This window comes from Tunicatimonas sp. (assembly GCF_049647865.1).
In the GTDB taxonomy this organism is placed as follows: Bacteria; Bacteroidota; Bacteroidia; order Cytophagales; family Cyclobacteriaceae; genus Tunicatimonas.
The window spans coordinates 1-11,872 of sequence record NZ_JBARYM010000813.1 but is presented as its reverse complement, the minus strand read 5'-3'; the positions used below and the strand labels follow the sequence as shown (position 1 = coordinate 11,872).

The following is an 11,872-nucleotide window of genomic DNA, read 5'->3' as shown; positions in this document are numbered from 1 at the left end:
GCCCTGACTTTAAATTAAACAAGCCAAATTCTTTTAACCATTAAACTTATAATATCATGGCAGTACGCGCAAGATTAGACTTAGACAAATTACAGGATATAAGAGTGATTGATTTCTCTTATAGCTTTAACCGCGATATTGATGCCTCCGGCCGGCCTTCCGGCATCGTTCGGGGCGGAACGCTTCAAATGACGATTGAATCTACCAAAAGTGCGTTCTTACCCACCTGGATGACTTTAGCTCAAGGGAAAACCAAAGAAGGGCAGATTGAAATTATGGATGATACTGACGATGAAAAGCCTATCAAGACTGTGAAGTTTAAAGATGCCTACATTGTTGAATACGGAGAAAACTTCAGTTGGCAAGGTGGAGAGAACATGATGGAAACCTTCGTAATTTCCTGTCGCGAAATTACCATAGAGGGCGACGGCGGGCCAGCCGTTTATGAGAACGAGTGGCCGGTGTAAGCCTTATTATTGTGTCGCTAAGAAAATGTTAATCCTTCCTAGAGCTACTTAATGGTGAAGGCATAAGTATGATTCATTATTCAATCTCACTTGAGATCAGATTTAATTATAACTCATCGTAGGCAACTTTAGGAAGAGACAAACTTTAAATTCCAGATAGGGAGAGTGATTATATGAGTTTTAATGTATCCCAGCTTCCTCGTTTGCGACGACACTCCGGTCAGCGAGTATCAAATTCTATTATTCACGGCTTTGCGGCGTACTCGGGGGGGCAAACTCGCTTAATTCGTCCTCAGTTTCGTAGCGGACAAGGTATTGTTCAGGTGCCTCGCAATGGCGTATCTAACGTGTTACAGGGGTTGAGAAGTGTACAAAGAGTAATGACGTTTGGCTCATCTCACCGGGGCTTTATGGCTCGGCTTAATCAGAGTTTAAAAGGGGGTGAAAGTTACCCCGCCCTAATATTTGCATTAGGTCTCGCTTTTGTCCCTCTCGGTACGGTAGGCACCGTAGGCGGTGTTATCTTTGGGGCATCTACTGCCGCTTTTGATAGTGCCCGACGAAGTACAAGTGTGCTTGCCCGTGAAGGCGATGAGATATGGCACGTAGAAGAAGTAGGGCGAACTTTTGAGGATAACTACATTCAGGATGACCGCTGGATAGCTACTCATATTTCATCGTTCTTCTTAGTAGACCCCTTCCGAAGACAAAACACTGAAAAAGGCTGGTTACTACATGAAGGGCGCCGAACCATTGAGATGACTTAAAATCCTACAAACCCTTTTAGTTTAAAGTACGCAAAAGCCAACTAATATTAATTAGTGCTTAGAGATAGAATTAAAATAATTTAAAATAGTGGCGTTTTGGCACAGCAAGTAGAATTACACGTAACAATTGCGGGGGAATCAGTAGCTCCTTTATCCGGGGTGAGTATCTCTCAGGACATACATCAGCACCATACCTTTGAAATTTCTTTAGCCGCCGACGCATTTCGGGATACCGGACGCGCTATTCTGGAACAGTCTAAGAAATACGTCGGAAAGGAGTGCCATATCCGCTTCCTTCCCGATTTGTTTAGAAGCAAACAAACCGAAAACGAGTTTATTGGCATTATAACCGAAGTACGATTAAGTAGATTAAGTAATGGACAGCGTACCATACAATTGCAAGGCTATAGTCCAACTATTCTGTTAGAGGGGTATCCACAGTGTCGTACTTACCAAGAAATGAGTCTGCTAGATATTTTCGATAGTGCGTTAGAAGCCATTCCCCAGTCCTTAGAAACTGAAATTACCTCTACCAAAGAGCGTAATAACCTACCGTATGTAGTTCAATATAATGAGTCGAACTACGCTTTCTTACAGCGTATGGCGGCTCGGTTTGGCGAGTGGTGTTTTTATAATGGTACCCAGCTTATTTTTGGCGAACCTTCTCGAGACAAAAAGGTAAACCTACCATTAGTTAAAGATTTATTCAATCTGGACTTCTCCTTTAAAGTACAGCCAGCCAATTTTAAAGTATTTTCTTACGATTACGTAAATAGTGCGGTATACGAAAGCAGTGGTGCTAATTCACAAATAAACAACCTCGATAGCTACGGCAAATTTGCTCTAAGGCAATCGGAACAGCTATTTAGCCAAGAGCCTAGCAGAGCTACCACTCAGCTTGTTGCCGAACAACAGGAGCTAGATAGCTTCGTCGAAAATCAAAAGACGGCTTCGGCTAATAGTATGGTAGTGTTGAGTGGCACCAGCGATAACCCTCTTTTAAATGTTGGCACCATTATTAATATTACCGGTGAAGCAGCTAATGAGCAAGATTATGGAGAGTTTATCATCACTTCCTTATCACACCATATTGGTAGTTCGCTCGATTATCAGAATAGCTTTACGGCAATTCCGGCTGAGCTAGAATCCCCTCCCCCGATTTATGTGAAACAGCCAGTTTGCGAATCTCAATCGGCTATTGTGATCGATAACAACGATCCTAATAAACTTGGACGGGTACGAGTAGCTTTTCCTTGGCAATCTGCTTCTGAACCTTCTACCCCCTGGATTCGGGTTTCGCAGGCCTACGGTGGCGAAGAACACGGGTTTTACTTTATACCCGAGATAAAAGCTGAAGTGATGGTAGGGTTTGAGCATAATAATCCGGAAAAGCCGTTCGTCCTTAGTAGCTTGTACAATAAGGATTCTACCCCTTCGGTTTGGTCACAGAACGGAAACGTAATGAAAGTGATCAAAACCCGCCAAGGAAACCAGATTCACCTTATTGACGACGGGGGAAAGGAAAAGATTAGGATTTTTCATCAGCAAGACGATGATCCGAAAAACGAAGTTTGTCTGGAAATGGAAGGCGACGGTAAGATCACGATAAAAACGAAAGGTGAACTGGATATTTCGGCTAAATCAATTAAGATTGAAGCCCAGGAAAATATTGATATCACGGCCGGACAAGATCATTCGCTATCGGTAGGCAACAATATGACTACCGATGTAGGTTCTAAATTTGAACAGAACGCCAATAGCATTGCAGTCACCGCCAATCAATCGATGGGAGTTACCGCAGGTACAGAAGTGAGTATAGACGGCGGCACTACTGTAGCTGTATCTGGCGGAGCCGATGTATCGGTTGAAGGGGGAGCCAGTGCTACTGTGAAAGGAGGAGCCAACTTATCGTTAGAAGGTGGCATTGCGGCCAGCCTAAAAGGCGGATTAGTAAAGATTAATTAGCCATGCGCCCATATTATCAATTACCCCTCAGTTTCACCGATCTTTTGCAGAAGAAGCGTTTGGCACTCTGTAGCTTAGAAGATGCCATCCGACAGCATATTCACCTGATTATCAAAACGCACTACTACGAGTATCGCTTCGACACGAACTACGGTTGCTACGTATGGGATAAGGATTTTGATAATATCCAGAGCGTATCTAAGTGGAAGGATGAACTGGAAGATCTGGTGCTACAATCGCTAAATGCTTACGAGCGGCGATTAGCAAAAATTCAGGTATCTATTAAGGTAGACGAACCTGAAACTCTTGATCCGAAAACTCAACAAATCATTCGCCACCGGAAGCGCATTACTATTCAAGCCCAAGGAACAGTAAAAAAAACCAACCAATCACTCAGTCACACCGAATATATGTTTTTTAGTCCACTATCTTTGGCCTGACTTCTTGATATCAATTATATATGCAACTCAATCGGGAAAATCAGTTTCAGCGAGATAAGGTGAAACAGCGGTTGTTAAAAACAGCCGCTGAGCTTTGGGACTACAATGAGACTGAACTGGAAGATCTAGACCCTTTGGTAGATCTTTTATTTGGAGCCTGTGCCGTTCAATTTGAAAAAACGGCTCGCGAACTACACCAATCCAGCAATCGGGTACTGAAGCAGCTAGCCAGTTTATTATTGCCCGAAGCACTCACCGTACCCACACCCGCTCACGCTGTGTTGCACGTGCGTCCGGTAGAATCACAGCAGATTATCACTACGGAGGATCAGTTTATTGCCTCGCAGGAAGTAATAAATCCCGATAATCTAGCTAAACCCGATAAGAAAGACATCTTTCTCTCCCCGGCACTAAACACCACGCTAACCAATGGCGATGTGTGCTACTTGGCCTTTGGACAAAAACTAGTGCAGACGGCAGGTATCTTGCCCCGAGAAGTTCTGCTTAGTACTACCGATAAAGCATCGGCCTTACCCGCCCAGTCGCTATGGATAGGAATAGAACTTCCTTCTGAGCTTAGCCGCATTGATAACCTTGCTTTCTATTTTGACTGGAAGAATCAACCCGATGCGGCTTACTACCGAAGTTTGTTGCCTTCTACCCAATGGTTTTTAAATGGACAACCTATTCGTACTCGCTCGGGCTACGCTCCGGCAAAAGTCCGTCATCTCACTGAAACTAACGAGTGGCAAGATCAACTGCCTAACGTTAGCGAAGTATTAGAACAGCAAACATTACAATCTTACCAAACGTCGTTTATTATCGTTGACGAACTAACTGAGTTCGTGGGTAGTTCGCCCTACCCTACTGCATTTTCATCGGTTTTTAACGCTGAAGAGCTGACAGCACTGCCCAAAACAATTACTTGGATAGAGGTTCGCTTTCCGCAGCTAATGCCAGCCGAGGTACTATCTAACACAATTTGCGCTATTAATTGCCTGCCGGTTATCAATCGTCGGTTAATCCGTAGCAATCGTCCTTACCGGGTTAGCAAGCTACTCAATATTATCCCTTTGGCTACTACCGACTACCTTCTCACGATGCATAAGGTAGTTACTGACCAGGGGGCAGTCTACCGGAATGTTCCTTTCCAGCGGTTTAAATCCTTAGAGCCTAATACCTACGCTATTCGGGAAGAGGGTGTCAGCCGTTTTGATCAGCGTAATGCTACTGAATTCTCCAACCATCTGCTCGACCTAATTCGGGATGAAAACGCTGCTTTTGAGGCGATGGGCGGTAGCCGAGTTATTCAGGATGTGAAAGCGATTAAACAGATTATTGCCCGGCTGGATCGGCAGATAAAGGCGAATGCTAAAAACTCAGACGTGCACCATTACCTGGCTTTAAATGCGGAGTATGACAATAATATTTGGGTAGAATTCTGGACCACTTTAGGAGCTACGGCTAACCGTATTGCTTCGGGCAAGAAAGTTCAACCCTATAAAAGTAGTAGTTTTCAGAATGAGGATTTACTCTTAGTAACGTCTACTCACGGCGGACGGGACAAGCCTAGTGATACCGAAAAAATACATGCATTCCGCAGTGCCTTACTTTCACGAGACCGTTTGGTGACTGAGGAAGATATGAAAGCAGCTTGCTACGCTAGATTGGGTGATTTGATAGACTCGGTTACCTTTAGCAAAGGCGTTAGAGTATTACCTCGCCCTAATCAAGCACTAGAACGCACCCTTGATATTACTATTCGGCTTACTGCCAAGGCTAAAATGTTGGAAGCTGAACTGGAAAGCACTCAGCGAGATTTGCAGCAATTTATTCATCAGAGAGCGTCTACTGTTTTACCCATTCAGGTAATCTTAAGCAATGAACAATAAGCAGTCAATAGTGGATAATGGAAAGTGAGAAGAAAGAAGTCGAAAGTTAGAAGCAATTCTCTGCCGAGATCGAAGTGAGAGGGCTAAAGCTAGGAGCTTAGCATAGAGCAATTTGTAATTTTGCAATCTTCAATTTTTAGTAACCAGTGACAAAAGTAATCATTCTATTATAGCTATGTGGGAAGAGAAAGGGCATCAGGATTTACAGCAACTGCTGGAAACTAGCCTTAAAGGCAGTGATATTGATTTAAAGGTCGAAGCAATCATTGCTAATGCGATCCGTCACAAGTTGGTTAAGATAGAAGATGTTTTTGTTCGACCGTTGAGCACATTCCAGCGATCCTATTCTCACGACTTATTTTCGGTAGAGAAGCGAGAGCGTAAGCAAGGGAATCCGTACTATTTTATTGACATCAACCGCGAAGGTTTGTACGATACTCTTCCGGAAGGGCTATTTCATCAAACATTAAAAAAGGATGCCCAAATTGATACCGAGACGGCAGTAGAAGAACTGGAACTTCATCGTCAGGAGGAGAAAGCCGCCCGGAAGTTTTTCTTACCCTTAGAGCAGGAATTCTACCGCTTGCAGCTACTAGCCGAATGGCAAGAAAGTCAGTTGATGCTTTCTTCTCTCAACCGCCGGCAGTATAATGCTTTAATCAACCTTTGGGACTTACCTAAAGAACTAAGCAACTATCAGACTTTAATGATGCTGCACATTATTCCGTTGCTGCATCGCGTTGTTGGAGATTACGAAACTACATCGAACCTACTAAGCTTAATCATGGAAACTCCCGTTCGGGTAGAAACCAGCCGAGTGATTACGCGAGAAACCAATGAAGTAGAGCTGCCGAGTTTAGGCGAGTTTGAGTTGGGCCGCGATAGCATTCTTGGAAATTATATCGAGGATTATCACTCTCACTACTTGCTTATTGTAGGTCCTATTGAAAAGAAGTATATTACGAGCTATCTTTCCGGTGGAAAAAAGCGAAAAACCCTTTTACGCCTATGTGCATACTTTCTTCCCTGCCAGTCGGATATTTCGGTAAAAATTGAGATTATTCAGCCAGAAGAAAAAGGCTTTTCACTTCATGGGGAAGAACTAGGCGAAGGATACCTGGGTTACACTACGCAATTATAATTATGGTTACTGTTATCGTACTTGCTGTACTTGCCACCATCTCTGGTGTACTCTTCTTCCTAAGCAGCCAGGCTCGCCCCGAGCTACAGTTAGGGAAGGTGCTTACTTATGCCGCTGCCTTTATTAGTAGCTTTGCGCTATACGCGGTTTTAGCTATTGTTGGTAAAATTTCTTCATCGTTAATCTTCTGGCTGGTATTTGGGCTAAGCTTAGTTGCCGGAATACTACATACTTGGCTATTACACCGAAAATTTGCCTGGGTGCAGAAAGAACTATTCTTGGCGGAGCTACTACTTACGCTATTTATTTACTCAGTAGGGACTTTACTATTGTGCCTGTTATGCACTACACTGGCAACGTATACCTCTGTTTCTTTTTTAGCCGGAGCAGCTACCGCGTTTCTTTTGCCGTTCTTCATTCATAAAAGTTTTCTACTGTGGCTAGCCATTCCGCCTCCTTATTATTACAAATGGTTTTTTCCAACGGAGAAGGAAGTACCGACCCTTAGTTTTCAAAATACCATTCCTCTACAGTTTACTTTTGTAAAGGAAATTAACCATACCGATTCGCCCACATTTGCTGTGGTTGCCTCTAATGATACTCAGTTAGGTGATTTATTTCATTCTTTTCTAGATGAGTACAACCAGCACAATGTCGATAGTCCCATTCAATCTTATCGTCCGCCCTTTTCCTGGATATTCTACTGCGAAACTCATCAGTGGTGGAAACCTAGCAAAGTGGTTAATCCTGATGCATCTATTGCTGAAAACGATTTAAAACCTAACGATCTAGTAAATGCCGTACGAATTCGGAAATAAAGGTGCAGTAGGGTGCAGGGCCGCCGTGGAACGGTGCAGGGTGCAGATTAACAACAATTAACCATTAACAATCGGCCATTTAATAATTTAGCAACCAAGAAAATGCAACCCTACATAAACTACCATACAGTCAATTGGCGTGACGGAATGAAGGTCAACAAAGACCACTTTATTCAGCAGGAGAATGCCATGCTAGACACATTGCGCGATGTGGCTGCTCTGCAAATTACTCCTTACAACTACGGACTGCTTAATGGTGTTTCTGATCAAAGCTCCCTGGAACTCACTGCCAACTTAGCTAGCAGTCGCCAGCTTAATGTGCAGCTTACTCGTTGCCGGGCTATTACTTTGGGAGGGGCTCGCATTGAGATAAATACTACTACTGATCGTGAGTTATCAGCCCCCATCAAAGCCGAGCATATAGTACAGGATGAAGACCAATTGCTCTACGATGTTATTGTAACCGTCAATCCTTTCTCTCGCCAACCTATCGGTGCCCCTGATCCCGATGAAGAGCCTTTGCGCCATCCGTACACGGCACCTAAATATCAATTGCAAATTGTACCATCGCACCAAATCAACCTTACTGACTTAGGAGCTTATCATCTTATACTAGCCAAAGTGCGAGTAATTGGCAACGAAGTAAAAGTATCCGATAAGTTTATTCCCCCCAGCAGCCGAGTTACAGCTCATCCAACTATAGTGGAGTACTATAATCAGCTAATGGGTTCCTTAGTGAAGACGGGTGGTTATTCTCGGCAGGTGATCGTTAAGATGCGCCTGAAAAGTGAGCAGTCGCAACTGGTAGCCAACCTCTTTACACTATCGCAGGAGGTGCTAAATTTCATTGCCGGACATCTTGATTTCGCTCGGCTTCGCCTGATGCACTTACCTCCAGTTCATATGCTTGAGTTATTTACTAAATTCGCTCGTACTGTACGGGTGTGTCTCGATTGCATGAGCGACAATGGCAAGGAAGAGTTACTAAACTATATTCAGGAGTGGACGGAAGTGCGGCCTGGTAATCTGGAAAACACCATAAACGCGCTGCTGGAGTCAGATTACGATCACCTTCAACTGTATTCGCTACTAGATCTATCGGAGAAATTTGCTTCGCTGATGGAAGTTCTATTCGCCAAACTTAGCGAGCTAGATTATATCGGAAAGCCAAAAGAACCGGAACGCCAAAAAAATAATGTGTTTGTTCGAGAAAGCACTCCTCCCGCAGACACTAAGAAAAAAGGAAGCTTCTGGAAAATTTAATTAATGAGTTATGAGTAAACCTGCCGCTGTTATTGGTGATATGCACACCTGCCCAATGTCCGACGGACCCAAGCCACACGTTGGTGGACCTATTCTCCCCCCTGGTGCTCCTACTGTGCTCATTGGAAATCGGCCGGCTGCCCGAGTAGGTGATCAGGCTACCTGTGTCAGCCCCGCCCCTGATGTTATTATTATGGGTTCCATGACCGTTATGATTGGTGGTAAGCCCGCTGCTCGTATGGGTGACCAGACTGCCCACGGAGGGGTAATTGTAGGGCCAGGGGTACCAAATGTACTAATTGGGTAAACCAACTATATGGAACCAATCAATCAGGCCGAAAGAAAATCGGCTATCATCAAATTCACGATATTTTTAGTGTTGTCGGCCTGCTTTGTCGTACTTCCTTTCCTCTTTTATTCACTAGTACCCAGTGCAAAAACAGTCGCACCTACTGCGCCAATAGCGGCTGTCGAAGAAGAAGATCCGGCTGAGATGGCTGCTGTCCGGGAGCGATTAGCTAGTTTGGCCGAACAGATGCAGCAGATTAACATTGCTTTTCTGGTAGATGCTACCGAAGGGATGGAGGAACATTTGCCCGCTGTTGCTCAAGCAGCCAATAGTATTGAGCAAAATTACCAAGCCGAAATTGAGGCAGCCTGCTACCGAGATGCTGCTGAAGGAGTTTGGCTCTATATGACGAACAGCATGGTTGGAGATGAACCAGTCCCGTGGATACAATCTTTAGATACCAAATCCAAATACGATCAGGACGAGCCGGAAGCCCTCTATTATGGCTTAAAACGAACCTTGGAATTAGACCATCTAGCTCCTAATGAAACCAATATTTTGATTTTAGTAGGCGATGCTGGCAACCACGCCCAAGAAGCAACAACCGATGTTCCCCCCGCCGATATTGTTCAACTATTGGAGGCAAAAGGTTGTGCCATTGCTGTATTTCAGGCCCGCAACCCAACCAATAGTACTAGCTACGCAGATTTTGCCGCCCAAATGAAGGGTGAAATCTTCAATCCTTTGAAAGGTACATTTGCGGCAGCTACCGTTCAAGAGAAAGATAGTCTGGATACTTTTGGGCTCTACTACATGCTCAACAGCAAAACGCATAACGTGCTGTATACCACCAATCCCGCCCAATCATTACCAACGAATGTATTGAACGAGAAAATCATCCAATTCGTAAGCCGAGTGCTGAACCCAATAGAGCAGTATCGCCCTACTATTGAAGCCTTAGCTAAGGGGGAAGATGTAGCAATAGAATCAGGACTCGCTGAATATCTTCAGCAGCATCAGTTTAGCTCGGAAGAGATCGAGCTACTCATCAATCGCTAAAAAGTTAAGTTCTACCTATAAGTATTACCTCTCCCTTTCGGGCAATATCATCCAATAAATCGTTTAACACAGCTTCAGTAGTGAAAGGATTCATTAGTGTTACTCGCAGAAAGATCGCTTCTTTTAGCCGAGTTTGCACAATGTAGAACTTCCCCTCTTCAAGTATTTGTTGTCGGATTTGAGTATTGAGTGCATTGAGCTGAGAGACTGAAATGCCGGAGGGTACATAACGAAAACATACAATATTCGCTTGAGGAGAGAGCGCCAGCTCGAGATCACTTCGTTGCTGAACAACAGCCGCAAATCGCGTAGCTAAATCATACAAATGGGTTACATTTTCATCCCAAAGTTGCCAACCGTAGGTGCGTAGCAACGCATAGACCTGAATACTCATCATTCGCTTAGTACACTCTAATGTCCGCTTACCGGAATTGTACCAATCTGTTTTCTCTTCGCTAAGTAAGTAAGACGCTTGTTGAGCGAAGGTAGTAAATGAGTGGCTCTCATCTTTAAACAGCAATCCGGTCGTCAAAGCTGGGGTCATTAGCATTTTATGAAAATCTAACGTAATAGAATCGGCCTGGGATATTCCCTTAACTAGCGAGCGATATTTCTGGGAGAAGGCCGCGGCAGCTCCGTGAGCCCCATCTACGTGCAGCCACAGATTATGCTGTTGGCAAAAGTGGGCAGTTTCTGCCAGATCATCGTACGATCCGGTAGAAGTAGAACAGGCTGAAGCTACTACAGCAATCACCTTTTTTCCTTCCTGCTGGGCTTGTTTAAAATAGGGTTGCAGTAGATCGGTACGCATGCCATACATCTCGTCTACCGGGATACGAACAATACCAGCCTCGCCCCATCCCATAATCTTCACTGCCCGATCTACACAATAATGCGCTTCTTCAGAAACCATGATAGCCAGTTGTTCATTCACGCCTTTCTCCCAAGCCTCGTTCTTGGTTTTTACTTGCCGAGCGGTTAGCAGAGCCGTCAGGTTCGCTAATGTCCCCCCTGAGGTCATAATTCCGCCCGCTGAATCACTGTAACCTACTTTGTTTGCTACCTGCTTCATAACCATTCGCTCAATGGCAGATGACGCGGGCCCCATTTCATATACTGCCATCCCATTGTTTAAGAATCCGGAAAGCAAACCTGCCAAAGCAGCAACCGGAGCAGGAGCTGCCACCTGATGCCCCACGTAGCGTGGATGATGGATATGAATAGACTCCATCAGTATCCGATCAAAAAACTGATTAATGGACGTTTGAGAAGAATTATTAAAATCAGCTTGCCAAGAGTGAAGTTTATCTTCGGGTGATTGCCAGGGTAAAACGGCCAAATGGGGTTCGCTTTGCATTTGAGCGAGATAGTCAGCCAGGCGGTCTACTAGTTCATGCCCTTGCTGGCGAAACTGTTCTGGATCATAAGCGCGGTGTAGTAGGTCTTTTTCCATGAGATTGCTTTTACCAAAGATAAAAGGAGAACTTGGTAAAATGCGAATTCTCAATTGAATCCCTTCTAAACCGGAAAATAGACGATGGAAATGCTGAAAGAATACAGAAATACAATAACCCGCTTAGTTAAACTGAGAAGCTGTCGAGTAGTTCTTTACGCTGCAAACGTATCTTTCGAATTGCTACTATACCGGTAAAGCAAGTTCTGTTACTGGAATAATACTTGTTGTAAGTAGGTGAGGCAAACATACCCTTAAGCTAGTACCTCGCTCTTCAGAGGTGGTAAATGCAATCTGTCCACCTAGAGACCTGGCAGT

General features: G+C 44.3%; 11 protein-coding genes. 10 read left to right on the top strand and 1 reads right to left on the bottom strand.

Annotation, left to right across the window (positions count from 1 at the left end; genetic code table 11):
- The first annotated feature begins 56 nt into the window (after window positions 1–56).
- From tssD to WBA23_RS23465, 10 genes are all read left to right on the top strand, one after another.
- Entirely contained in the window at window positions 57–467 is a 411-nt protein-coding gene (gene tssD / locus WBA23_RS23510; RefSeq protein WP_424584717.1) for a type VI secretion system tube protein TssD, read from the top strand.
- 173 nt (window positions 468–640) lie between these two features.
- Entirely contained in the window at window positions 641–1,234 is a 594-nt protein-coding gene (locus tag WBA23_RS23505; RefSeq protein WP_424584716.1) for a hypothetical protein, read from the top strand.
- 96 nt (window positions 1,235–1,330) lie between these two features.
- Window positions 1,331–3,199 (top strand): type VI secretion system Vgr family protein, encoded by a 1,869-nt coding sequence (locus WBA23_RS23500; protein ID WP_424584715.1) that lies wholly within the window; start codon window positions 1,331–1,333, stop codon window positions 3,197–3,199.
- A 2-nt stretch (window positions 3,200–3,201) separates the two neighbouring features.
- The gene (locus WBA23_RS23495; RefSeq protein WP_424584714.1) at window positions 3,202–3,639 is read left to right on the top strand and encodes a GPW/gp25 family protein; all 438 of its coding nucleotides are present in this window, start codon (window positions 3,202–3,204) and stop codon (window positions 3,637–3,639) included.
- 20 nt (window positions 3,640–3,659) lie between these two features.
- Window positions 3,660–5,531, top strand: coding sequence for a hypothetical protein (locus WBA23_RS23490; protein ID WP_424584713.1), 1,872 nt, complete (start codon window positions 3,660–3,662; stop codon window positions 5,529–5,531).
- A gap of 175 nt (window positions 5,532–5,706) precedes the next feature.
- The gene (locus WBA23_RS23485) at window positions 5,707–6,672 is read left to right on the top strand and encodes a type VI secretion system baseplate subunit TssG (protein WP_424584712.1); all 966 of its coding nucleotides are present in this window, start codon (window positions 5,707–5,709) and stop codon (window positions 6,670–6,672) included.
- Between the two features lie 2 nt (window positions 6,673–6,674).
- The gene (locus WBA23_RS23480) at window positions 6,675–7,490 is read left to right on the top strand and encodes a TssN family type VI secretion system protein (protein ID WP_424584711.1); all 816 of its coding nucleotides are present in this window, start codon (window positions 6,675–6,677) and stop codon (window positions 7,488–7,490) included.
- Between the two features lie 102 nt (window positions 7,491–7,592).
- Window positions 7,593–8,753 (top strand): hypothetical protein, encoded by a 1,161-nt coding sequence (locus WBA23_RS23475; RefSeq protein WP_424584710.1) that lies wholly within the window; start codon window positions 7,593–7,595, stop codon window positions 8,751–8,753.
- Between the two features lie 10 nt (window positions 8,754–8,763).
- On the top strand, window positions 8,764–9,060 hold the full coding sequence (locus WBA23_RS23470) for a PAAR domain-containing protein (RefSeq protein ID WP_424584709.1): 297 nt from the start codon (window positions 8,764–8,766) through the stop codon (window positions 9,058–9,060).
- Window positions 9,061–9,069: 9 nt separating this feature from the next.
- Entirely contained in the window at window positions 9,070–10,101 is a 1,032-nt protein-coding gene (locus WBA23_RS23465; RefSeq protein ID WP_424584708.1) for a hypothetical protein, read from the top strand.
- A 4-nt stretch (window positions 10,102–10,105) separates the two neighbouring features.
- On the opposite strand, the gene WBA23_RS23460 is transcribed toward WBA23_RS23465, so the two are convergent.
- Window positions 10,106–11,554, bottom strand: a complete 1,449-nt coding sequence (locus WBA23_RS23460; RefSeq protein ID WP_424584707.1) for a pyridoxal phosphate-dependent decarboxylase family protein — start codon at window positions 11,552–11,554, stop codon at window positions 10,106–10,108.
- Between the last annotated feature and the right edge of the window lie 318 nt (window positions 11,555–11,872).

Excerpts from the sequence above, each read along its gene's own strand:
- tssD (WP_424584717.1), top strand. The coding sequence starts at position 57 with ATGGCAGTACGCGCAAGATTAGACTTAGACAAATTACAGGATATAAGA.
- WBA23_RS23505 (WP_424584716.1), top strand. The coding sequence starts at position 641 with ATGAGTTTTAATGTATCCCAGCTTCCTCGTTTGCGACGACACTCCGGT.
- WBA23_RS23495 (WP_424584714.1), top strand. The coding sequence starts at position 3,202 with ATGCGCCCATATTATCAATTACCCCTCAGTTTCACCGATCTTTTGCAG.
- WBA23_RS23490 (WP_424584713.1), top strand. The coding sequence starts at position 3,660 with ATGCAACTCAATCGGGAAAATCAGTTTCAGCGAGATAAGGTGAAACAG.
- WBA23_RS23485 (WP_424584712.1), top strand. The coding sequence starts at position 5,707 with ATGTGGGAAGAGAAAGGGCATCAGGATTTACAGCAACTGCTGGAAACT.
- WBA23_RS23480 (WP_424584711.1), top strand. The coding sequence starts at position 6,675 with ATGGTTACTGTTATCGTACTTGCTGTACTTGCCACCATCTCTGGTGTA.
- WBA23_RS23475 (WP_424584710.1), top strand. The coding sequence starts at position 7,593 with ATGCAACCCTACATAAACTACCATACAGTCAATTGGCGTGACGGAATG.
- WBA23_RS23470 (WP_424584709.1), top strand. The coding sequence starts at position 8,764 with ATGAGTAAACCTGCCGCTGTTATTGGTGATATGCACACCTGCCCAATG.
- WBA23_RS23465 (WP_424584708.1), top strand. The coding sequence starts at position 9,070 with ATGGAACCAATCAATCAGGCCGAAAGAAAATCGGCTATCATCAAATTC.
- WBA23_RS23460 (WP_424584707.1), bottom strand. The coding sequence starts at position 11,554 with ATGGAAAAAGACCTACTACACCGCGCTTATGATCCAGAACAGTTTCGC.